The sequence below is a fragment of the Chitinophaga sp. W2I13 genome (assembly GCF_050434005.1).
Lineage (GTDB): Bacteria > Bacteroidota > Bacteroidia > Chitinophagales > Chitinophagaceae > Chitinophaga.
The window spans coordinates 6,759,614-6,782,902 of record NZ_JBNPWD010000001.1 but is presented as its reverse complement, the minus strand read 5'-3'; the positions used below and the strand labels follow the sequence as shown (position 1 = coordinate 6,782,902).

Annotated in this window: 16 protein-coding genes; 11 read left to right on the top strand and 5 right to left on the bottom strand. The window is 48.0% G+C overall.

Annotated features, from left to right (window positions below; genetic code table 11):
- Positions 1-40 precede the first annotated feature (40 nt).
- Complete coding sequence (locus QFZ48_RS27805) at positions 41-3,361, top strand: PKD domain-containing protein (RefSeq protein WP_429064748.1); 3,321 nt, start codon at positions 41-43, stop codon at positions 3,359-3,361.
- Here the strand turns inward: QFZ48_RS27805 and QFZ48_RS27800 are convergent.
- Both QFZ48_RS27800 and QFZ48_RS27795 read right to left on the bottom strand, forming a co-directional pair.
- Positions 3,358-3,972 carry an acyltransferase gene (locus tag QFZ48_RS27800; RefSeq protein WP_370910366.1) on the bottom strand — a complete coding sequence of 205 codons (615 nt, stop codon included), beginning with the start codon at positions 3,970-3,972 and terminating at the stop codon, positions 3,358-3,360. The genes QFZ48_RS27805 and QFZ48_RS27800 overlap by 4 nt on opposite strands.
- Positions 3,973-3,974: 2 nt before the next feature.
- Positions 3,975-5,180, bottom strand: a complete 1,206-nt coding sequence (locus tag QFZ48_RS27795) for a glycosyltransferase (protein ID WP_429047742.1) — start codon at positions 5,178-5,180, stop codon at positions 3,975-3,977.
- Positions 5,181-5,353: 173 nt separating this feature from the next.
- On the opposite strand from QFZ48_RS27795, the gene QFZ48_RS27790 reads away from it, so the two are divergent.
- From QFZ48_RS27790 to QFZ48_RS27775, 4 genes are all read left to right on the top strand, one after another.
- Positions 5,354-6,886: a GNAT family N-acetyltransferase gene (locus tag QFZ48_RS27790; RefSeq protein WP_429064746.1), complete on the top strand. Its 1,533-nt coding sequence runs from the start codon at positions 5,354-5,356 to the stop codon at positions 6,884-6,886.
- A gap of 137 nt (positions 6,887-7,023) precedes the next feature.
- Complete coding sequence (locus tag QFZ48_RS27785; RefSeq protein WP_429064745.1) at positions 7,024-7,821, top strand: FkbM family methyltransferase; 798 nt, start codon at positions 7,024-7,026, stop codon at positions 7,819-7,821.
- A 351-nt stretch (positions 7,822-8,172) separates the two neighbouring features.
- Positions 8,173-8,472 (top strand): thiamine-binding protein, encoded by a 300-nt coding sequence (locus tag QFZ48_RS27780; protein WP_370910370.1) that lies wholly within the window; start codon positions 8,173-8,175, stop codon positions 8,470-8,472.
- 46 nt (positions 8,473-8,518) lie between these two features.
- The gene (locus tag QFZ48_RS27775; RefSeq protein ID WP_370910371.1) at positions 8,519-9,016 is read left to right on the top strand and encodes a PH domain-containing protein; all 498 of its coding nucleotides are present in this window, start codon (positions 8,519-8,521) and stop codon (positions 9,014-9,016) included.
- Between the two features lie 66 nt (positions 9,017-9,082).
- Here the strand turns inward: QFZ48_RS27775 and QFZ48_RS27770 are convergent, their stop codons facing one another.
- Positions 9,083-10,315 (bottom strand): nucleoside recognition domain-containing protein, encoded by a 1,233-nt coding sequence (locus QFZ48_RS27770; protein ID WP_429047749.1) that lies wholly within the window; start codon positions 10,313-10,315, stop codon positions 9,083-9,085.
- A gap of 67 nt (positions 10,316-10,382) precedes the next feature.
- Here QFZ48_RS27770 and ychF point away from each other — a divergent pair, with 67 nt between their 5' ends.
- The 5 genes from ychF to QFZ48_RS27745 all read left to right on the top strand — a co-directional run bounded on the left by ychF (position 10,383) and on the right by QFZ48_RS27745 (position 18,601).
- Positions 10,383-11,486, top strand: coding sequence for a redox-regulated ATPase YchF (gene ychF / locus QFZ48_RS27765; RefSeq protein ID WP_429047750.1), 1,104 nt, complete (start codon positions 10,383-10,385; stop codon positions 11,484-11,486).
- 168 nt (positions 11,487-11,654) lie between these two features.
- Entirely contained in the window at positions 11,655-12,011 is a 357-nt protein-coding gene (locus QFZ48_RS27760; RefSeq protein ID WP_429064743.1) for a hypothetical protein, read from the top strand.
- A gap of 25 nt (positions 12,012-12,036) precedes the next feature.
- The gene (locus tag QFZ48_RS27755; protein WP_429065568.1) at positions 12,037-14,970 is read left to right on the top strand and encodes a HEAT repeat domain-containing protein; all 2,934 of its coding nucleotides are present in this window, start codon (positions 12,037-12,039) and stop codon (positions 14,968-14,970) included.
- A 14-nt stretch (positions 14,971-14,984) separates the two neighbouring features.
- Positions 14,985-16,637, top strand: a complete 1,653-nt coding sequence (locus QFZ48_RS27750; RefSeq protein WP_429064741.1) for an SWIM zinc finger family protein — start codon at positions 14,985-14,987, stop codon at positions 16,635-16,637.
- A 446-nt stretch (positions 16,638-17,083) separates the two neighbouring features.
- Complete coding sequence (locus QFZ48_RS27745; protein WP_429064739.1) at positions 17,084-18,601, top strand: reverse transcriptase family protein; 1,518 nt, start codon at positions 17,084-17,086, stop codon at positions 18,599-18,601.
- 74 nt (positions 18,602-18,675) lie between these two features.
- Here the strand turns inward: QFZ48_RS27745 and QFZ48_RS27740 are convergent, their stop codons facing one another.
- Together QFZ48_RS27740 and metX are read right to left on the bottom strand one after the other, a co-directional pair.
- Positions 18,676-21,537, bottom strand: a complete 2,862-nt coding sequence (locus QFZ48_RS27740; RefSeq protein ID WP_429064737.1) for a TonB-dependent receptor — start codon at positions 21,535-21,537, stop codon at positions 18,676-18,678.
- Between the two features lie 158 nt (positions 21,538-21,695).
- Positions 21,696-22,733 carry a homoserine O-acetyltransferase MetX gene (metX, locus tag QFZ48_RS27735; protein ID WP_429064735.1) on the bottom strand — a complete coding sequence of 346 codons (1,038 nt, stop codon included), beginning with the start codon at positions 22,731-22,733 and terminating at the stop codon, positions 21,696-21,698.
- Between the two features lie 124 nt (positions 22,734-22,857).
- On the opposite strand from metX, the gene QFZ48_RS27730 reads away from it, so the two are divergent.
- Positions 22,858-23,277, top strand: a complete 420-nt coding sequence (locus tag QFZ48_RS27730) for an OsmC family protein (RefSeq protein WP_370910379.1) — start codon at positions 22,858-22,860, stop codon at positions 23,275-23,277.
- The last annotated feature ends 12 nt before the right edge of the window (positions 23,278-23,289 follow it).

Here is a 23,289-nt window from a genome sequence, read left to right as displayed (position 1 = left end):
TAACACGCATTACTACTGGACAGAAGGTACCTGCGTTGATATGAAGTCGCACTGGATTGAAAACCTCTGGGTATACGACAATGACCTGGAAAATATTGGCAGCGACGGATTACAGATCTCCATGGCCAAGAATGGTGACAACCGCGTATTCAATAACCGGTTGGTAAATTATGCCACTTCAAAGAACTCTGCACATGGTTACGGAATCCTGATTGGTTCCGGTTCCGCCCTGAAAGTTTATAATAACACCATCACCACTGGCTATATGCCAGGTGTTACGGTTTTCGGTTCGGGCGTAAGCGAAATATATAACAATGTGATCTCTGATATTTTTTATGAAGGAATCAACGTGGCAGATAAGATTCCGGAAAACACCACTCTGGATGTTTTTCCTCCTCCCGCTGCCATCATCTACAATAATACCATTGTTAATACAGATGCAGGTAAGAACGGTATAAAGATATTTGCCTACCAGACACCCATCGGGCACCAGGTGTATAATAACCTGCTGGTGGAAACAGGAACAGCCTACGATTATCCTTCAAAGGGAATGTATATTAAAGGAGACCAGCCTATTAAGCTGACCGCCAGCAACAATCTTTGTTATACAGATGTGGCCTCCGCCAAATTTGTGGACGGAGCTGCGAAAAACTACCGGCTGACATCTACTTCAACAGCGGTAAACACCGGCAGGGATATGGCTGACTTTTCCCTGAAAACAGATTTCGACAATACCGCCCGTCCACAGCAGAGCAAATACGATGTGGGTGCTTTTGAGTTGAAAACCGGTACCACTTCACCACCCGTTTCAAATGCAGGTGGTGACCTTACCATTACCTTACCAATAGATTATGTAACCCTGGACGGCGCATCATCGGCCGCTTCAGGCGGCAGCACCATTCAAAGCTATGCGTGGAAGAAGATCAGTGGTCCCACCGCCGGCACCATTGTGAGCCCGAACGTCATTAAAACAAATGTAACGGGACTTACACAGGGAACCTATGTATATGCTTTGACCGTCACAGACGATAAGGGGCTGACAGATAGCGACAGCATCACGGTTACCGTGAAACCCGCTGCTAATAAGCCACCGGTGGCCAATGCCGGAAGTAATATCCAGGTACAGTTGCCCGTAAACAGTGCATCACTGGACGGCAGCGCCTCTATGGATGCCGACGGACAAATAACCACCTGGGCCTGGACGAAAACCGCCGGTCCTGCCGGGGGCGATCTTTCCGCTGCCAATGCCGCTAAAACAAATGTAGCCAACCTGGTGGCAGGCACTTATACTTACCGTCTCATCATCACAGATAACACCGGCGCCAAGGATACGGCCACCGTTAATGTCACCGTAACCGCCGCGGCTAATAAACCGCCGGTGGCCAATGCCGGAAGTAATATCCAGGTACAGTTGCCCGTAAACAGTGCATCACTGGACGGCAGCGCCTCTGCGGATGCCGACGGACAAATAACCACCTGGTCCTGGACAAAAACCGCCGGTCCTGCCGGGGGCGATCTTTCCGCCGCCAATGCCGCCAAAACAAATGTAGCCAACCTGTTGGCGGGTACTTACACTTACCGTCTCATTATCACAGACAACACCGGTGCAAAGGATACGGCCACCGTAAATGTTACCGTAACCGCTGCTGCTAATAAACCACCAGTAGCTTATGCCGGGAAAAATATACAGATCCAGTTGCCGGTAAACACGAGTGCGCTCGACGGCAGTAGTTCCACTGACAGCGACGGACAAATCGTGAACTGGTCATGGCAGAAAACCACCGGCCCGGCTGGCGGAGACCTGGCAAGCGCCGGCGCATCCAAAACAACGGTGAGCAACCTGTCTGCCGGTACCTATACCTACCAGTTAACGGTTACTGATAATAATAACGCCACTGCCACAGCCACCGTAACCATCCTGGTACTGGCAGCAGCGCCCAATCTGTCGCCGGTAGCAGATGCGGGCAATGACATAGCTATCCAGTTACCGGTAAGCAGCGCAGCCCTGGATGGCAGCGCCTCCACAGATGCCGACGGGCAAATCGTTACCTGGCTATGGGAGAAAACCGCTGGCCCTGTGGGAGGAAATCTTTCAGCTACCAACGCTGCAAAAACAAATGTCACCAACCTGCAGGCGGGAACTTATACGTTCCGGCTGACAGTCACCGATAACGATGGCGCTACCAGCAATGCCACTGTGAACATTACAGTAACCGCAGCGCCGGTGAATAATCCACCGGTGGCCGTTGCAGGGAATGATATACAGATCCAGTTACCGGTAAGCAGCGCAGCCCTGGATGGCAGCGCCTCCACAGATGCCGACGGACAAATCGTTACCTGGCTATGGGAAAAAACTGCCGGTCCTGCGGGAGGAAATCTTTCCGCCGCTAACGCAGCCAAAACAAATGTCACCAACCTGCAGGCGGGAACTTATACGTTCCGGCTGACAGTCACTGATAACGATGGCGCTACCAGCAATGCCACTGTGAGCATTACAGTAACCGCAGCGCCGGTGAATAATCCACCGGTGGCCGTTGCCGGAAATGATATACAGATCCAGCTACCGGTAAGCAGCGCAGCCCTGGATGGCAGCGCCTCCACAGATGCCGACGGACAAATCGTTACCTGGCTCTGGGAGAAAACCGCAGGTCCTGCAGGAGGGAATCTTTCTGCGACCAATGCCGCCAAAACAAATGTCACCAACCTGCTGGCGGGAACTTATACGTTCCGGCTGACGGTCACCGATAACAATGGCGCCACCAATTCTTCTTCAGTAAGTATCACGGTACTGCCTTTGGAAAATAAAGCGCCGGTAGCCCAAACACAGGGTGATAGGAGCATTCAGCAGCCAATGAATTCGTTCATTGCAGATGGCAGTTCATCTTATGATCCTGATGGTAATATTGTGAAGTATGAATGGACACAGGTAGAAGGACCCGCCACCGCCAATTTAAAAAGCCCTGACCAGGTACAAACACTGATCAACGGCCTCCATGCCGGCAAATACGAATTCAAACTTACTGTGACGGATGACAGGGGCGGTACGGCTACCAGCAGCTTTACCTTAACCGTACTGGGCAACGATATTATCACACATGAGGAAGACTCATTGGGTATATTCCCGAATCCGGCCACACAATACATCCGGTTACGGATCGTGCGGAGCGGTGCAACGCCTTTGCAGGTGAGGATTTTCGACATGAATGGCCGCATGCAGCAACAGCTGAGATACACCACGCCTGATTCATTCCAGACAGAAGTGAACATCAGCAATTTATCAAACGGACATTTCATTATAGATGTGAAGTCGGAAGACAGCAGCTACAATAAGAAAGGCCGTTTTATAAAAGTAAGCAACTAGATTTTTTCCCAGGTACCACTGGATAACTGATATTGACGGATAGGGCGGGCAGGGTTGCCGGCCACTATTGTAAAAGGAGGAACGTCTTTGGTAACCACACTGCCGCCCGCCACTACAGAATGGCGGCCGATGGTTACGCCTGCGGTAATAACGCTGTTGGCGCCAATCCAGCAATCTGCTTCTACAACAATTTCTCCAACGGTGCAGGGCTGCAACGCAATCGGAACATCGGGATCTTTGTACCCATGATTCAAACCTGATAATACAATGTTCTGCGCCAATATAACATTGTCGCCTATACGAACCGGGCCAATCAGCACATTGCCTATCCCGATCCTTACATGGTCGCCAATAATTACCGCGCCCATTCCATTATTTACGGTGGCAAAGTCTTCTATGGTGGAGTAGTTTCCGAGAGTAAAAGTGTTAAATGGCAACACATCCATCCGTGTCCGCCTTCTTATCAGGGAGCCTTTTCCTTTTTTATGGAGGAAGGGATTGATAAACAACCGCACCCACAGGCGTGGACGGGCCTGATGCTTGGGCATCAGCAGGTATAAAGCCAGTTTCTTCAGCCCCGGGTGTTGTTTCAGTTTGTCTTTTATACTCATAATCAATTACCACTGGAATTTAAGATCGCCTGGTAAATGGCCGCAACGGAATTCTCCCAGGTATGTGTGCCTGCAAAGCGGATACGCTCAGCGGCCAGCCCCGGATCTGCGTTATCTGATAAAGCTTTTTCAATCAATGGAACATAATCGTCCGGTGAAGGCGCCAGGTAAACATAATCCCTGAACAGTTCCATGGTTTTAGTAGCGGTTGCTACCACCGGCTTACCCATAGCAAGATATTCGTCGATTTTCAACGGGTAATTGCCTGCCGTGACTTCATTGATGACTTGTGGATTAAGACACACATCAAAGGACTGCACATAGGCAGGAAGCTGCGATAAGTCCTTATGCCCCGTAAAATAAACATTGGGTAGCTGATGAAGCGCTGACGCTTTGAAGTCATCATCTTCCGGGCCAACCAGCACCAACTTCCATTCCGGCCGTTCGCTGGCTATCTTTACCAAAACGGAAATATCCAGTCGCAGTGATTTAAGCGCCCCCACATAACCAATAACCGGTCCCTGTCCTGTTGGCACATCATCCGGAACCGGATGTTTATCTGCCGCATTGAACAGCCGGAGGTCACATCCCTGTCCCACATAATAGCTGGAAGGGTTGTACTGCTGCAGCATTTCCTTGAGGTATAATGAATTGGCTACTGCGGCATCGGCCTTGGCAATGTGCTGCGGTTCAAGCCGCAGCCCGTGCTTTTTCCAGTAAGGCACGCCCAGCAGGTAGTCCCTGCTATAATATACATAACTGGAAGGCTGCAGCATTTCCTTGAGGTAGAAGCCGCGGAATATATCATTATCATTAAATAGAATGATGTCTTTGAAATTCATTTCCTTGACAGCATCCATAATACTGTCTGCAAACTTTCTGTTATTCCGCTTGTTAAACCAGGAGAATAAAGGGGTGAAAGGCAGCCAGTTAATAGATTCGAGGATAGCAGAAGGGTAGTAGTTCCAGAGGTTGTCACTGATCGGCACGATGGCAGGTACCTTTTTCTGAATAGCATTCAGCTGGTATTGCACATGCGGATCTTCCTTCCCGGTCATAAGGGTATTCCTGTCCAGCGGAGCGTTAATATATAATACCCTGTTATGCCGGGCAAATTCCCGCGCAATATTTTTACAGTTGCTTCCAATAGTAGTGTACCATTGTTGCAGCCCTATTACAACGATATCTCTGTTTTGAATTAAAGGCACAGTAGCAAAGTGTAGATGATGTATATCGGTTTATTGAATTAATATGTGCAGGTCTGCCGTTGGGGATGGTTAAATATTGAACTTCTTAGCTCTAAATGCAAAGTAAATAAAAAAAATCGATATTATTGGAGTATTAGAATAAGAATCGTTCTTTAAAAACAGAAAAAGAGGCTATGTCAGAAACAGTAGAAATAAGAACATTGACCGTTGAGGATTACCTGGATCTTAAAGAATCCATGGTGTCTGCCTATGCCGATATGGCCGGCAGCTATTGGCGGGAGCCAACCATACGGCGACTGATCACACTTTTCCCGGAAGGGCAGATCGCAGTGACGGTAAATGACAAGGTAGTGGGGTGCGCACTGGCCATTATAGTGGACTATGAGAAATTTGGTGATAGTCATACTTATGAACAGATCACCGGTTACTATACGTTTAATACGCATAATCCAAAAGGCGATACACTTTATGGGATCGAGGTGTTCGTACATCCCGATTATCGCGGTAAGCGACTGGCCCGCCGCTTATATGACGCCCGTAAAAATCTCTGCGAACAACTGAACCTGCAGGGGATCGTGGCCGGCGGACGTATACCTAATTTTGAAAAGTTCTCCGACCGGATGTCGCCCAGGGAGTATATCGAGAAAGTGCAGGACCGGGAAATTTATGATCCCACCCTCACATTCCAGTTTTCAAATGATTTCACGGTAAAGAAGATCCTTAAAAACTACCTGCCTAACGATGAGGCTTCGAAAGGCTTTGCGACGTTGCTGCAGTGGTTTAATATCTATTACGAAAAGGACCTGGATACCATCCGCTATAACAAATCAACCGTACGCATAGGACTAGTGCAGTGGCAGATGCGGGATTATGGCAGTCTTGAAGGTTTCCTGCAACAGGTGGAGTATTTTATCGATGCAGTAAGCGACTATGGATCCGACTTTGTTGTTTTCCCGGAACTCTTTAACTCTCCGTTGATGAAAGAGTTCAACCAGATGGACCCGGCAGGAGCTATCAGGGGAGTAGCCCAATACACGCAGCAGTTAAGGGAAATATTCCAGCAGCATGCGGTAGCTTATAATGTTAATATCATTTCGGGCAGTATGCCGATTGTGATCGATGAGGTACTGTATAATATTTCCTACCTCTGCCGCCGGGATGGTACCTACGAGCAGTATATTAAGATCCATCCCACACCCGGCGAGGTAGCTGCCTGGGGAATTAAGGGAGGAAGCGATATTAAAGTGTTTGATACAGATTGCGGTAAAATCGGCATCCAGATCTGGCATCCATGCTATGACGTGGAGTTCCCGGAACCGTCCCGTATCCTGGCAGAACAAGGTATGCAGATCCTGTTTGTGCCTTTCATGACAGATACGCAGCATGCCTATAACCGGGTACGGTTCTGCGCGCAGGCCAGAGCCGTTGAAAATGAGTGCTATGTGGCCATCGCCGGCTGTATCGGGAATTTGCCGAAGGTAAATAATATGGACCTGCAATATGCGCAATCCTGTGTATTTACCCCATCAGATTTTGCTTTTCCGGTAACAGGCATTAAGGCAGAATCAACGCCAAACACCGAAATGGTGGTTATCGCGGATGTGGACCTGGTATTATTGAAAGAATTACACGCTTTTGGAAGCGTGCAAACTAAAAAAGATATCCGGCGGGATCTGTATGAAGTAAACTATAAAAAGAAGGGGTAATTGTACATATAGATGAAGAGGATTTTCGAATTATAAATAGATATAATTTGATGCCTGAAAATAAATAGGGTAACGGCTTGCGGAGGCTTGCTGTTATCCTTTTTTAGTTTTAAATTCAGTGTAAATCCCCCAAAGTTATGAAAGATCAAGCCTATTATCCTTCCTGGAGGAATTTATCCAAGTACAGGCAGTATCTTGCCTATTTTAGTGAATATATCAGGTATAACGACTGGAAATCCCTGCAAGCGTCCCTTAAACTCGTTTTATTAAACAAGCCCTCTCTGAACGAATGGAACGCAAAATCAGCCATGGGACTTTTCCGGATCCGCGGAGGCACAACCGACTTCCAGTTTATTAATTATGCATACGAGAAGCGGGTACGCGACTTCCTAAAGGAGCAGGTAGAAAATGGGAACATCGACGGTTTTATTGACATTGGCGCCTGTATCGGGGAGTATGATGTATGGCTGGGTGGAAAAGGAATCCCCTGTGTTGCTTTTGAACCAGTGAATTACAAAGCCGTGCAGGAAAATATCACCCTCAATCATGTGGAAGATAAAGTGAAACTTTACGCCTGCGGTCTTGGTAGCAGGCAGGAGAAGGTGAACTTCAATATTATGAGTACTGTTACCGGGTCAAGTTATATCGACCGGGATAGCGATAAAGAAGGCAATATTCCTATTGAAAAACTGGATGACCTGATTCCTGAAATAGGATTTGACCTGCGCAGTAAAATCGTTATGAAGCTGGATGTGGAAGGAATGGAGACAGAAGTGCTGGAAGGTGCGCGTAATTTTATCGGCAAAGCCGATCATCTGCGTATCATTTTTGAACGCTATGAAGGTGACAATACTGTAAACGATAAGTTGAGCTCATTAGCTAATTTTACTTTCGACAGAATAGACCAGTTTAACTATCTCGCTACAAAAATATAGTCCAGCTCTTTATGATGATAAAGGCAATACATGTTCATTTGTGTGTTGCCTTTCGTAGTTTTACCACCCGACCGGCGGAATAAACAAGCCGAATGGATTGTTTTTATTTGTTATATATAATGAAACGTTCAGTGATTTTAAATAGTAGTAAATTATAAGATTATATTCTGTTTAACAATTGATAATTAATATATTGAGAGATTTAATTGAAGTGATACTATAATGTAAATAGGCTATTTTTCATGATCACTAACAAATTGGCCGCAAAAAATGATCGTTTCATTTAAACCATTACTGTAAGTATTTTGTTTTAATAGATTGGTAACCATAAAATTAAAAAGTAAATAAAAGATGAGCAATAAGATCAATTTAGCCCTTCAAATCATTCCTTCAGTACCTTCAGAGCAGGTTTACGCAGTAGTAGACGAAGCAATTGCGGTGATTAAAGATTCCGGTGTAAAATACAGGGTATGCCCTTTTGAAACGGTGATGGAAGGCACCTACGAGGAGCTGATGGAAGTGGTGCGTAAAACCCAGGAAGTATGTTTTAAGGCAGGTGCATCCCAGTTATTGGTATATATAAAAATGCAGATAAGAAAAGACGGGGATGTTACCATTGAAGAAAAAACAGGGAAGTATGATAGCATATAACCAATTTTTTTTATCTTACTCACCGAACTAAAGGAGAGCCATATATATGAGATACGCTGCCCCGTTGGATGATAACTCGAAGATTGTAACGAACCTGGTCATCATTATTACGCTTGTGTTTTTATGCAGACAGATGACGGATGTTTCGCATGATGCAGTTACCACTACCATGTTTTTGTTTATCCTGGTGCCAGCCATCCTGGTAGCCTGGTGTCTGAGCCCCCGGTATTACATTCTAACGGCTACGACTATACTTATCAAGCGCCCGCTGCATAGCATTACCATTCAGCTGGAAGATGTGGTAAGACTGAGAAGCATCACGGAAGAAGACCTGGGCACAAGCTCCCGCTTACTGGGATTAGGAGGCATTTTCGGGTACCTCGGTACCTACCGTTCCAGTGAAATAGGCAAGTACCAGCGCTGGTGTACCAGCCGGGAAAACCTGGTGCTGATAGAATCACTCAACAGGAAATGGCTGATCAGCCCCACCGGTGCAGATGATTTTGTGAAACGGGTGAATGCCACGATTAATGTACCAGCTTAATAGCTATAAATGAAAAAAGGAAGGCTGAATGCCTTCCTTTTTTCATTTATAGCATACTCCGGTGATTTAATGAAAGAAGAGATAGCCGAGTAATATTGCGCAGAGCATACCAAAGAAGTCGGCAATCAGTCCGGCTGCCAGGGCATACCGTGTGAGTTTGATATTGACTGAGCCAAAATACACTGCGAGCACGTAAAAGGTAGTTTCTGTGGTACCCTGTATAATGCTGGCCAGTTTACCCACAAAAGAATCCGGTCCGTGCGTTTTCAGGATATCCACCATCAGGGCACGGGCGCCTCCGCCACTCAGCGGTTTCATAAAGGCCACCGGCAGGGCAGGAACAAAATCCGTATTGAACCCCATCGCCGCAAACAAGAGTCCGATGCCGTTGGTAATATAGTCGAGGCAACCGGTGGTCCGGAACACGCTGATCGCTACCAGCATACCCACCAGGTAGGGAATAATTCTTACAGATACCTGGAAACCTTCTTTCGCCCCCTCAATAAAGGCATCGTATACGTTGATCTTTTTTACCATCCCTGCCACCAGGAAAATGATAACAATGCTGAAAATGATCGCGCCACCGAGGGAAGCCGTTTTAGGGCCTATCTCCGCAGGTGGTAAACTGCGGACCCAAAACCATAAGGCAGCCATAATCCCGGCAAACAGGGCCAGGAATACCAGGACAGGGAGTTTAAAAAGATTGATTTTCTGATAGATGGAAACCACAAACATCCCCATGATAAAGGCCATGAAGGTGGATATCAGGGTAGGGATGAAGATATCCGCCGGGTTAGCCGCACCCGCGGCCAGCCGTATGGCAATAACAGAAGTGGGGATCAGCACCACGCCGGCTGTATTCAGCACCAGGAACATGATCTGCGGATTACTCGCTTCCTCCGGCCGGGGATTGATCTCCTGCAGCTCCTTCATCGCCTTCAGCCCCATAGGCGTGGCGGCATTATCCAGTCCCAGCATGGTGGCAGAGAAGTTCATCATCATAGACCCCATGGCCGGATGCCCCTTCGGCACCTCCGGGAACAGCTTGGAAAAGAAAGGATTTACCAGCCTGGAAAACCGGTTGATCATACCGGCCACCTCGCCGATCCGCATGATGCCCAGCCATAAAGTCATGATGCCGGCCAGTCCCAGGGAGATCTCTGCACCGGTTTTGGCGCTGGCAAACATGCCGTTCATAATCTCCCCAAAAATAGACGCATCATGTAAAACTACTGACTTGAAAAGTGCTACAACAAATGCAATAAGAAAAAATCCCAGCCATACGTAGTTTAATGCCATTAGATTATTGGTTTATTCAATCAACAAATAAACTAAAATAAACCTATCTTTGCGCAAATTTTAAAAAATGGCTTTGCAAGTTGGAATTGTAGGATTGCCGAATGTAGGAAAATCGACTTTATTTAATGCGGTGAGCAACAGCGCTAAGGCGCAGGCCAGTAACTACCGCTTCTGTACTATAGAACCTAACGTTGGCCAGGTGGATGTACCGGACGAACGTATGCATAAACTGGCAGAGCTGGTAAAGCCTGACCGCGTGGTGCCTACTACCATCGAGTTTGTGGACATTGCCGGCCTGGTTAAAGGCGCCAGCAAAGGGGAAGGTCTGGGAAACAAGTTCCTGGCCAATATCCGTGAGGTGGATGCGATCGTTCACGTGATCCGCTGCTTTGAAGATGAAAACATCCTCCGCGAAGAAGGAGAGATCAACCCTGTCAGCGATAAGGAAATCATTGACACCGAATTACAGCTGAAAGACCTCGACAGCGTGGAGCGTAAAGTAGCCCGTACCGAGAAAATGGCTAAAACCGGTGGCGATCCAAAAGCAAAGATTGAATTCGAAATACTGAAAAGATGCCAGGAACACCTGGAGAAAGGCCGTAACATCCGTGAACTGGGTCTCAGTAAAGAAGAACGGGTAGCCATTGCCGACCTGTTCCTGCTCACTGAAAAACCAGTACTGTACGTAGCCAACGTAGATGAAGCATCCCTTCATACCGGTAACAAATTTTCAAATGCCCTCCAGGAATCTGTGAAAGCAGAAAATGCCCAGGTAATTATCATGAACAACTCGATCGAAGCACAGATCTCCGAAATGGAAGATCCTGCCGATAAAGAATTGTTCCTGGGAGAATATGGCCTGACTGAACCCGGCCTGAACCGCTTAATCCGTTCTGCCTACAACCTGCTGGAACTGATCACCTACTTCACTGCCGGCGTGCAGGAAGTACGCGCCTGGACCATCCATAAAGGCTGGAAAGCTCCCCAGGCTGCCAGCGTAATCCACACCGATTTTGAGAAAGGCTTCATTAAAGCAGAAGTAATTGCTTATGAAGATTACGTAAAATACGGATCTGAAGCAGCTGCCCGTGACAACGGCCGTCTGCGCATTGAAGGTAAAGAATACATCGTTGCCGACGGGGATGTTATGCACTTCCGCTTTAACGTTTAAAAATACTTCTGGATAAGATCCATGAAGGTTACAACAAAAAGACGGGCCGGCCATCCGGCCCGTTGCTATGTTACCCCTAACGTATATGCATATATTAATTATATAACCCCCATACGCCAAATTCAAAATTCTTTTATTAGCTTAGCCACCTATTTTTAATGTTAGCTCATGCGTATTGTCAGGAACGTAAAACTCTTTTTCCGGGAAGGAAACTCGGATAAGACCTATGAAATTGATCTTTGTGAGGTTGGCCCGGAACAGTATATTGTTAACTTCAGATATGGTAAACGCTTCGGTACCCTGAAAGACGGTACCAAAACTATAAGCCCCGTAACATTATCTGCCGCCACCACTATATTCGATGGTCTTGAAAAAGAAAAAAGAAGTAAAGGTTATCTGGGAGAACAGGAAGCTGTTCAGGATCTGTCGTTTACCCCGGTAGATACTACCCTCGTGGAAAACGTGAAACACCGCGCCATCCTGAAACGTTTTACAAGATGCGGTAGAAGGGAAAAGCAGCTTTAAAACTGCCTGGAGCACTTCCCGCGTAATATGGCGGGCCGGTGAAGAAAAGATAAAGGAAGCCGTTCCCTACCTGATCAAGCTCGTGGAAAAAGGCGACGGACTGCAACGCTATGCAGCTCTCTGGGCGCTGGGTAAATCAGGCGACCCCGCGGCCATCCCGGTACTCCGCTCTTATGCCGATAACAGCTCCCGCCCCCTGAATATCAGGATGCTGGCCGCCAATGGCCTGCTACTGCTATTGCCAACGGAAGAACGGGCTGCACATGTGCGTTCCTATCTCCAACGGCTGCCCGAAATATTCCAGCAGGCGGTTGCCAAAGGAAGTACAGAAGAATTGCTCACACTGTTGCAGCAACGGGTCATCACACAACAGGAGCAAAGCTACCCGCTGCTGGAAGACTTATACATCGTAGCCTTTGAACATTCCGCCGTGAGAATTGCCATCGGCAACTTCCTCATGCACCTGCCTTTCAGGCCATCCTGGTTCCAGCATATCCGCCATATCTTCAAACAGGCGGAACTGCGCGGCGATCAGGGAATTGTAGCCATCCTGGCTGCACGTTTCGAAAGGGAAGCCCCTATGTTTAAGAACCCGGGTACGAGTATAGATTATAACGATAAGCCGTTTGTTCCAAACACTTATATACCGGAACTGAAAGAATCTGTACAGGCAGATAAAGAACTGAAAAGGCCCACCAGTAAAGTTGCATTTTCAGACAGGACCCGTAATTACCTTCATTACCGCGTATTCCGCAACCTGCGCCAGTTCGGTGAACAAAATGACGATCATTATGTTCGCCTCGCTACCGCCCTGTTGCTGCAATACGAAGAAAGCAGGGATGCGGCCAAAGAATACCAGACCCGCGAACATACCTGGGTGAATGGCCGCTATGAAAGCTTCTACCGCCAGTTTCCGGCTAATTCAAAACTGGTATACCTCAACTATATCCTCCGCGGAAACGCCGCCAACCTGCAATTAACGCCCGATCACAAGGAATGGGTTTTCAAAGATGACGGAGCACCTAATGCACAGGGACGGACGAAACTGACATCAGGTAGCAACCCCGACGCCGCGAAAGACAAAGGCGGCCTGCTGAAGAAACTCTTCGGCTGGCTGGGTGGTGAAAAGAACGCACCAGCATCGGCCGTACCGCCGGAGTATAAGGCATCACCGGCACAACCGGTGAGCGATGTGCCATTCCTGCAACTGTGGCAAAAGTTACCGCAGGCTTTCATCCAGCTGCTCATATCCGCACGCATGGAAGCGATCCACATCTTTGCCATGGAGCAACTGAAAGCCCATCCGGATTACAACACCCTGAAAGATAAAATGGATGAAGGCGTGATTGCCGGGCTGCTGGCTAACGCATTTTCCATTCCATCCATGTTCGGGTTGGAACTGGCCAAAGAAAGATACGATCCCGCCAACCCGTCGTTGCGGCTATTATACATACTGGTGATGAGCCCACTGGATCTGGCCCGTTTACAGGGACTGCAGTGGATCAGCGAAAATGAGCCGGTTTGCTTTGCGGACATGGACTTCCTCATGCAGCTGATATTTTCGCCCTATAAGGAAGTGCGCGGCTTTGCCCGTAAGCAACTTAAACCGGCGTACCTGCCATTGGATAAGGCGAGAATACTCTCTGCAAAAGCAATTACTTCGTTGCTGGCATTGAAAACATCCACGCCGGCAGGCAATGAAAACCTGAATGATGGCTGTAATATCCTGGAGCAACATTGCCGGGAGGCACTAACGGAAACCGGCATGCCGGATATAGAAGCGTTGCTGCAAAGCCCGGTGGCGGCCAATCAGGCATTCGCGGCGCGCCTGCTGCTCCTGAAACAAGGAGCGTTTAACTTCAGCGAAGTATCCGACGCGATGTTGAAACAGCTGATCAGCAATGAATTCCAGCCGGTAAGAGCTGCCGGTGTGGAAGTGCTGGAAGCAATGGGCGTCGATGAATTATTGAAAAGACCAGAACTGGTACTCTATATATTATTAAGTACGTACACGGATGTACGTAATGCGGTACGCCCACTTATCAGCCGGCTGGTACAGCAGGATAAACGCATGGCCGTTTACCTGGTAAATGAACTGGTGCCACTGCTCATGCGCAAGGAAACCGGGGAAGGCATGCATGCCGATATTGAAGCCACCCTCAGCAATGAGCTGGTTGACTATTTACAGGATATCGACACTGCTACTGCTTTACGCCTACTGTACGCCAATTACAGGTCGGCACAACAATTCGGATTGCTGGTACTTGATAAATATATTCCTGCATCGGCGCTGTCCGTGAAACAGGTAATTGCTGCCGGTAATCATGAACTGCTGAAAGTAAGGGAGTGGAGCTGGCATTTTTACTACAACAACGTCGCCCGTATCCGTTTTGAAAGAGACGCCGCTATTGGCCTGCTCGATGCGAAATGGGACGACACCCGGCAGGAAGCAATGGAATTTTTCAGAACGCAGTTTACGGATAACGACTGGTCGCCGGAAACACTGGTGGCGGTGGCCGACAGCGTGCGGCCCGATATCCAGGCCTTTGGCCGGGAATTGCTGCTGCGCTTCTTCCGCGAACAGGACGGACAAACCTACCTGCTGAAATTAAGCCAACACCCAAGTGAAAGCATGCAGTTATTTGCGACTAACTACCTGCAGCAATATGCCGCTGGCAACCTGGTGTTTCTGCAACAGCTGGAACATTATTTCCGGGTGGTACTAAGCAGGGTAAACAAAGCCCGCGCTGCCAAGGAACGGATCTTCGTATTCCTGGAAAAGGAAGCCATGAAGTCGGAGGAAGCAGCTGCTTATATCGGTCATATTATTGCGCATATATCCGCTACTGTAGCCATTGGCGATAAAGCCCGCTGCATTGCCATAATGCGTAGTATCCAGGAACGGTATGCGGTAGAACTGCCGATTGAAATAGTGCCAACAGCGATTAGAGTATCTTAAAAAGTAATCCATTTATGTTATTCAATTACAGATACAGCGGGAACTCCAACGTGTTCAGCAATGCCACCGCTGCGGGCATTTCCTTTGCACCGGATACCCGTCGTGACCCTACCTTTTTTGTGGGTAAGCTGCATAAAAAAATAGCTTTCCGGGAGGCCATCTCCGCCCTGCATGATGTAGTGGTATCCGATCTGCGCTTTAAACCGAAAGATAAAACAGCCTATAAAGAATGGGCCGCCCAGCAGGAAACAGTGTGGCTGGCGGAGTTCATGAACGGCTATGATGCGCAGGCGGCCGATCAGCGGATAGACGCGCTGAGAGGGGAACTCAATGGTATTTACCAGGAGAAGGAAAAAGTGATGGCCCCTTTTTATAAAGCCCGTAAAAATTATTTCGATTACTTATACCAGAAAGACCGTGATGCCTGGTTTGTACTGGACCCGGTGATCAGCGTACATCCGGATGAACTGTTCTTTGAATGTTTCAGCCAGGACGAATCTACCTACGGAAAGCTGAGTGCGAGTTATAATGTTTTCAAAGAAGTGAACGAGTTTGAATGCGGCACTACCAATATTGATTATTCCGCATCGCTTTATAACGAATTCCAGAAGATCCGTGATTATAAGGAAACAGATTTTAAGATTGATCCAGCCGGCTTCCAGGTGCAAACCTCGCAGGAGGAACTATATCATGAAGTAAAGATCGATTTGCCCGATAGCTGGGTGAGAGGCTTTCTGCAGGTGAGTTCTGCGATGACACTGCCCGCCGCAACGTTTGACCTGCATCCGATGGATGTATATAATTTCTGTTCCTGGCTGCGGCGCTTCAAAGAAAAACACGGGCCACGGTCGATCCGTTTTATCCTGGAACCCGGTAAACCGGTACGTGCAGTGTTTGAGCCATGGAACCAGGAAATCGTATGTGCAAGATCGTTATACACCGGCCCGCAAAGCAGGGAGATCAGGATATGGGGGAGAAGACGGTTGCTGATCCTGGAAAGGCTGATTCCAATTGCGAAGAAGTTCACCGTGCATCTTACCGGTAACGGGTTGCCATCCTTTTATGTAGCAGATCTTGGCGATATGCAGTTTACACTGGGGCTCAGCGGATGGACCGCCAACGACTGGTCGCGCGCCGGGCAGTTTGACCTTATGGCGCCAAGAGCAGACGTGAGCGACGTAGCAAAGCTCACCGTTTTTGAAGACCTGAAAACCAGGTGGATGGCTAAACCGGAAACGATTGTTGCCGCCACCGGCCTTGATAGGGCTACCGTATTGGGGGCACTGGGAATTTATACCCAGGCAGGCAAAGTAATTTACGATCTGCACACTGGCTTTTACCGCCTCCGTGAACTAAGTCGTGAGCCACTGCCGCTGGACCAGCTGCGCTTTGCCAATCCGCAGGAAGGGGAAGCCACCAAACTGGTGCAGGCCGGAAAAGTGGAACTGACGGCTACCGATATCCCGGGAGTAGGCTTGCAGCTGAAAGGAAATGTAAAAGGTGTGCAACGTATATACCATCCCGTTATTACCATTGATGCGGATGAAAGATTAAGTAATGCACACTGCGACTGTAATTTTTATAGTACGAATAAATTATACAAGGGGCCGTGCGAACACATGCTGGCACTGCGTATAGCGCATTCGGAAAATAAAGCGGTAAAATAATTTAAGGAGGTGTTTTTATTTCCGGAGATTATTTTCTACCTTGCTGACTCGTTAATAACAAAGATCTTTGTAAAGAGGAATTGATTGCACTTGCGCCCGAAAAGGGACGAATGATGTTTCGTCATTCAGGTATTCTGACTATACATGCTTCACTAAATGCAATCTTTACTTTGGGAGGGGGCTACGGTACGCATATTTCCAGTAGAAGCCCCCTGGGCTGAAATATGCGTACCGTAGCCCCCTCCCTGGAGTTGATTGATTTAGTCAATGGTTTGCACGAAGGCCTTTTCCTCTTTACAGAATTTTGTTTCCCCTTCTCAGCAGGGCCGTATCACCGCCCATTTTCCACCCTTTTACTGGTATTTTATTTTAGACGACCGGATTTTTATTACGGATAGGCTCCGTTGTCAAAGTCATGAAACAGCATAAATACAAACATATTTATCATGTCCTTAACCCGTCAACAACTGTACGATAAGATACGTGCATCCTCTAAAGAGGAATATATATTACAGGAAATGACACGCCTGGGTTTCTGGGCCGAAAATGTTGCGCAGCCTTCACCTGCAGCTACCCTCATCCAGAAGGAAAATGAGGTGCGCCGGCAGTTGAACGATCTGATGAACGAACGGCAGCGATACCGTAACAAGCGGGCAATGCTGGAAGATATGCGCAAGGCCCGCATGGCAAAAGCTAAACTGAAAAGGAAAGAAACAAAACAACGCCGCGAAATCGCAAGAAAAGAAAGAGCCGCCGCATGGGCCATCACCAAAGATCAGCAGATCGTATATCTTGGTGAGGAAGTATCTGCCGGCTTAAATAAAGTGGTGCCGGATGTAGCGCAACTCCAAAAGTTCGGACTGCCGGTATGGGCCGACGCTACCGCGTTAGCCAACGCTATGGGCATCACCATCGGCAAACTGAGGTATTTATCTTTTAACCGGAAAGTCGGGCATCATACCCACTATCAACGTTTTCAGATCCCAAAAAAATCCGGTGGCGCCCGCACCATTTCTGCGCCGATGCCGCAACTGAAAGCCGCACAACACTGGATCCTGGAGAATATTCTCTATAAAATAAAAAATGATGAATCAGCTCACGGCTTCGTACCGGGCAGATCTATCGTTACCAACGCAGCGCCACATACCGGTCAGGATATCGTGATCAACATTGATCTGCGCGACTTCTTCCCGTCAATTGAATACAAACGGGTAAAAGGACTATTCTGTAAACTCGGATACGCTGAACAGGTAGCTACCATACTGGCGCTTATTTGTACAGAACCGGAAGTAGATGAAGTACTGCTCGATGGCCGCAAATACTATGTGGCTAAAACAGCCCGGCATCTCCCGCAGGGAGCCCCTACCAGCCCCGCTATTACAAACCTGATCTGTTATAAGCTGGACAGGCGTTTTGCAGGTTTGGCGGCAAAGTACGGATACGCCTATACGAGATATGCAGACGACATGACATTTTCTGCCAAAGGCCCGGCTGCAGATAAAGCAGGACAATTGCTGCGTGCCGTGAAAATGTTTGTAAAAGAAGAAGGTTTTACCATCCACCCCGATAAACTAAAGGTGATGCGTAAAGGAGATAAACACGAAGTAACGGGCATCGTGGTAAATGAAAAGCTGAGCCTGGACCGTACCACCCTGCGTAAATTCCGCGCCTTGCTACACCATGTAGAGAAAACCGGTTTAGCCAATAAAAGCTGGGGCAAAGGAAAAAATATTATCAGCAGCATGGAAGGATACGCCAACTTTGTATACATGGTGAAACCGGAACTGGGCGCAAAGCTGAAAGCCACACTGGGCGCATTGCTGCAAAGGGAAGATATTAAGGCAGAAGCCCGCAGCCTGTGGACAGGAGAAAGCACGGCTAAAAAAATTACGCCACAGGTCAATGCCATACCACTCAACAATCCAACCACCCCGTCGGACAAACCCTGGTGGGACGTAGTATAACAACCGGCAAACAAGCATAAAAAGCCCCGGGTATTATTTTCTGACAAGAAAACAGTATCCGGGGCTTCTTCTTTTTATAAATTATAGCCTATAGAAATATAGCCTTGTGTGCCAATAGTGGGATTACCCCACGACTGTATATATTTCTTATTCAGGATATTGGCGGCGCCCAGTTTTACCGTGGTTTTAGCCTTCGGGAAAAACTTACTCACCATTGCATCCAATGTGCCATAGGCAGGAATTTCGCTAAGACCGGCGGCATTTAAATTAGGTCCTACAAAAGACGACTGCCATATGAAGGAGTCCTGCCATTTCCATAATACGTTAAACGCAAAATTGGAATTGGCAATGTTGCGGTTACCGAAATTCAGGCTGTAGCGCACCTTTGGGGTGTTATACATCGTCATAAATGAACCGAGGTCCTTTTCATTGGTGAGTTCATTATAAGAGATATTACCACCGGCGGTGAAATTGAGCGGCAGGCTGTAATCCAGTCCCAATGCCCATCCCCAGGAATGCACTACTTCGGTGGCACTTACCGGCACAGAGAAGATATTATTCTTTGCCGGATCTGCGGTTGGTTGCACCAGCACCTGTGTACCATTCATATTTTTGAAATCATTTTTATAGATATAAGCATCCACCAGCAATTGTTTTGCGATTACTGCTTTATAACCTATTTCATATGCCTGGATCCTTTCCGGCAGGAATTCGCGGAAAACATACTGTTTGGGAGCCCCCGCCTGTACTGACTGGAGAGAGAACACCGGTCCTTTATCCAGGCCATAACGTTCGCGGAGGAATGGCAAGCCGCCGATCAGGTGTGCCTGTGGCGTTACGAGATCGATATACTGATCCTGGTTGTGTGGAATACGGAAGCCTGTTTGATAGGAAGCGCGGATATTATGCGTACCGAGGAACGTATATACAGCTGACAAACGTGGACTAAACTGGCCTTTAAAATTCATGTTCTTATCATAGCGCAGGGAGCCGGTCAGTTTCACGTGGTCCTCTATGATCTTTTTCATGATCTGCACATAACCGCCATACTCATTGATACGGAATTCATCGCCGTTGTCATCTACTGCAAACAGTGTTTTTTCTGAGTTCAGCGCATAGCGGCGGTAGTTGCCGCCTACCAGTATTTCAGCAAAGTGAATCAGGTTATGGAAGTTGTACATGAACTCTGCCTGATACAGGTTGGTTTTATCGGTGAACTTAGCGCCCACACCGGAAGCGTCTCCGGGTATGGGTTTGTTCTTCACTTTATCTGCGGCAGCATCAAACTCTGGTGTGCCTGGGATCAGGCGGCCCTTGTCGGCATTGGTTCTGGCAGCGCCGATAAAGTTGGCCTGCTGTGATTGAACTGCCGCCTGGGCAGCAGCAAATGCAGCGGGAATTCCTTGTCCGAGGTTATTGGTAAAAGTTGTTTTAAAAAGATTGCCTGCGGCCAGTCCATAGGTACCGAAGTATTCACTATACCACTGCTGACTGGTTTTCCAGGCCTCATTGATACCGGCAGCCAGGGTACCACCGGCGTAGCTGTCGCCCGCCCTTTCCTGTGTAGTGTATAATCTTACATAGAAGTCAGGGCTCTTCAATTCCACTTTATACTGGCCCATGTTGAAGTTTTTCAGGGAATAGCGGTCAGCTCCTGTGTACACGGTAGTACCGGAGCCATAGCTGCCCTGTAAAATGGCTTCGAGATTGGTGGTGAGCCGGTAATGCAATGCAGCATTCAGTTTGAGGTTTTTGGTAGTATAGTCTACTACGTCCGCTTCGTTGTAACCGGTGCGGGTTACGTTCGACATATTCTGCGGAGGCAGGATTGCATTATATAACTGATCCGGTGTGAGGGCGCCTCCCAGTTGCTGCGACAATGCAACCATTTGCGGCATCAGGGCAGGTTTCAGGCCGGTGTACATATTTACGGTATTCTCATCTCCATATACATTCACGCCATTATAGCCTTCATTATTAGCGCGGGTGCCATTTTCGAGGGTATGACCGTTTGCCAGGCTCTGGTCGCGGTGATCATATGCCTGCCAGTCCTTCGCCTGTAAATAGCCTACGTTCAGCTTAAAGGCAACCTTGTCACTAAAGGCATGTGCGTAACGCACAGATACATCGTAATACCCGGTAGTGGCGGTAGAGCGGCCTGCATCATTGAGGAAACCGGTTTTTACAAGGGCGCTGAGTCCCTGGTACTGGAACGGGTTTTTGCTGTTCATCAGGAGGATACCATTGAGGGCATTGGGGCCATACAACGCGGATGCCGCGCCAGGGATGAGTTCCATGTTGTCGAGATCCACTTCCGGAATACCCACCATGTTGCCCACGGCAAAGTTCAGCCCCGGGGCCTGGTTGTCCATTCCATCATTCAGTTGCAGCACGCGGGTATTACCATTGCTGTTAAAGCCGCGGGTATTCACTGATTTGAACGTTAAGCTCTGGGTGCTCATTTCAACGCCTTTCAGGTTGGCCAGCGCATCATAATAAGAGGGTGCGGGGGAGGCCTTCAGGGCGCGGGCATCCAGTTTTTCGATGGACACCGGTGATTGAAGGATGCTTTCCTGTGTACGGCTGGCGGCTACTACTACCTCCTGGCCGAGAATTTCAGTGGAGCTGAGTTCTATTACCAGTTTGTCCGCCGCAGAGGAGACTTCCCGCTCTTCTGTTTTGAAGCCTACGTAGGAGAATACCAGTGTTAACGGGAACGCATGTGTGGTTCTGAGGGTAAAAGCGCCTCCGCTGCCGGTGATAGTCCCGGTATTGGAGCCTTTAACTGCTACGGTTACACCGGGCATGACGTTGCCGGAACCTTTTTCGCGTACAGTACCATTAAGGAAGACAGGGTTTTGGGCCGAAATTATCTGGGTCAGGGATAATAAAAGCACCAGGCAGCCGATGAAGGCTTTGATTAGAATGCTTCTCATACACGATGGATTTATAAAAGGTTTAGACTCGGTTTAAATAAATATAAAGAAAAAAAACCGCATATAGCCATCGGGAGTGCAGGGGATTAAAATAAAAATGCAACAGGGTCATCCTGCTGCATCTATCTTGTTATAATACCTTAAAAATCAATGTGCTGTTATTGCATCCATTCCTGTAAAATGCTGCCGATCTTCTCAAATTCTATCAGGAAACCATCATGTCCGTACGAAGAATCTATTTCATGATAAGTAGCGTGTGGAAGATGTGCCGCTATAAACTGCTGTTCCTCCGGCGGGCATAAAATGTCACTGCTGATGCCTATGAGCAGGGTAGGCTGCTGAATATGAGAAAGGGTAGTGGTAATATCTTCATGACGGCCACGGGCAATATTATGGCTATCCATTGCCTTGGTGAGCAGCCAGTACGACTGCGCATTAAAGCGTTTTACGAGTTTGTCGCCCTGGTAAATGATATAGGAGGAAGCCCTGAAATTATCGGTCTTCTCTTTATCTTCATCTGATTGCGCGCGCACGAAGGTGTGGTAGTTGCGATAAGTAAGCATACCAATAGCCCTGGCGGCTTTCAGCCCTTTCGATCCTGCGCTGTGGTTGTTGTCCTGCCACGTATCATCCGCTTCAATGGCCAGTCGCTGCGCAGTATGGATGGCAATACCCCAGGCGCTTTCCGCGGCTCCTGTGCACAGCAGGAACAGACGGTCGGTAACAGCCGGCTCCAGCAAGGCCCATTCCAGTGCCTGGTAGCCGCCCATAGAACCGCCGATCAGCAGGTGGATACGGGGAATCTGCAGCTGCTTCCTGAGCAGGATATGCGCCTGTACCATATCCCGGATGGTAATGGTAGGAAACTGCCGATACCATGGATGGCCGGTTTCCGGGTTTACAGTATGCGGACCGCTGCTGCCATAGCAGGACCCAATGATATTAGCACACACAATGAAATGCCTGGAAGGGTCGATCGCCTTACCGGGTCCGATTAAGCCAGTCCACCAGTCAGCCGCATCACTGTTGGCGGTTAAGGCATGACATACCCAAACCACGTTGCTGCCATCTTCTTTCATCGTACCATACGTATGATACGCGATATGTAATCCCGGTAATACTTCGCCGGATTCTAACCGGAATGCTGTTTGACTGTGAAATACCTTTGCCGACAATGCTTCTTCGAATTTGCGCAAAACTACAATATCAGAATTAAAAATTGCAAAATAGCGCCGGTGATTTATGAATTAGGGAGGAATGACGGCCACTGCATAAATCCTGATGGTTTTATTTATCTTTGTTGAAGATAACCTAATAATCATGAAGATAGCATTACAAAGAGTAGATGACGGATTTAATATGGAGGCAGTAGATGAAGGCGGCCACAAAGTACTGATGGACTCATCTCTGGAAAATGGCGGTAAAAATAACGGAGTAAGACCTATGCAAATGGTGATCATGGGCCTTGGTGGTTGTTCTGCCATTGATGTGATGATGATCCTGAAGAAACAACGCCAGGAAGTAACCGATTTCCGTATCGAAATTGACGCAGAAAGAGAAAAAGGAAAAGAACCTTCCCTCTGGGAAACGGCTCACCTGGTATTTCATCTCAAAGGTAATATTGATCCCGATAAAGCAGCGCGCGCTGTGGAATTGTCTATGAACAAATATTGTTCTGTGGCGGAAACCCTGCGTCAGGGTAAAACAAAACTGACCTGGGAAGTGAAACTGAACGCATAAATGCTGTAACTA

What these genes read in the sequence shown, in the direction of transcription:
- QFZ48_RS27805 (WP_429064748.1), top strand. Translation starts at nt 41, where the DNA reads ATGAAGTCGCACTGGATTGAAAACCTCTGGGTATACGACAATGACCTG.
- QFZ48_RS27800 (WP_370910366.1), bottom strand. Translation starts at nt 3,972, where the DNA reads ATGAGTATAAAAGACAAACTGAAACAACACCCGGGGCTGAAGAAACTG.
- QFZ48_RS27790 (WP_429064746.1), top strand. Translation starts at nt 5,354, where the DNA reads ATGTCAGAAACAGTAGAAATAAGAACATTGACCGTTGAGGATTACCTG.
- QFZ48_RS27785 (WP_429064745.1), top strand. Translation starts at nt 7,024, where the DNA reads ATGAAAGATCAAGCCTATTATCCTTCCTGGAGGAATTTATCCAAGTAC.
- QFZ48_RS27780 (WP_370910370.1), top strand. Translation starts at nt 8,173, where the DNA reads ATGAGCAATAAGATCAATTTAGCCCTTCAAATCATTCCTTCAGTACCT.
- QFZ48_RS27775 (WP_370910371.1), top strand. Translation starts at nt 8,519, where the DNA reads ATGAGATACGCTGCCCCGTTGGATGATAACTCGAAGATTGTAACGAAC.
- QFZ48_RS27770 (WP_429047749.1), bottom strand. Translation starts at nt 10,315, where the DNA reads ATGGCATTAAACTACGTATGGCTGGGATTTTTTCTTATTGCATTTGTT.
- ychF (WP_429047750.1), top strand. Translation starts at nt 10,383, where the DNA reads ATGGCTTTGCAAGTTGGAATTGTAGGATTGCCGAATGTAGGAAAATCG.
- QFZ48_RS27760 (WP_429064743.1), top strand. Translation starts at nt 11,655, where the DNA reads ATGCGTATTGTCAGGAACGTAAAACTCTTTTTCCGGGAAGGAAACTCG.
- QFZ48_RS27750 (WP_429064741.1), top strand. Translation starts at nt 14,985, where the DNA reads ATGTTATTCAATTACAGATACAGCGGGAACTCCAACGTGTTCAGCAAT.
- QFZ48_RS27745 (WP_429064739.1), top strand. Translation starts at nt 17,084, where the DNA reads ATGTCCTTAACCCGTCAACAACTGTACGATAAGATACGTGCATCCTCT.
- QFZ48_RS27740 (WP_429064737.1), bottom strand. Translation starts at nt 21,537, where the DNA reads ATGAGAAGCATTCTAATCAAAGCCTTCATCGGCTGCCTGGTGCTTTTA.
- QFZ48_RS27730 (WP_370910379.1), top strand. Translation starts at nt 22,858, where the DNA reads ATGAAGATAGCATTACAAAGAGTAGATGACGGATTTAATATGGAGGCA.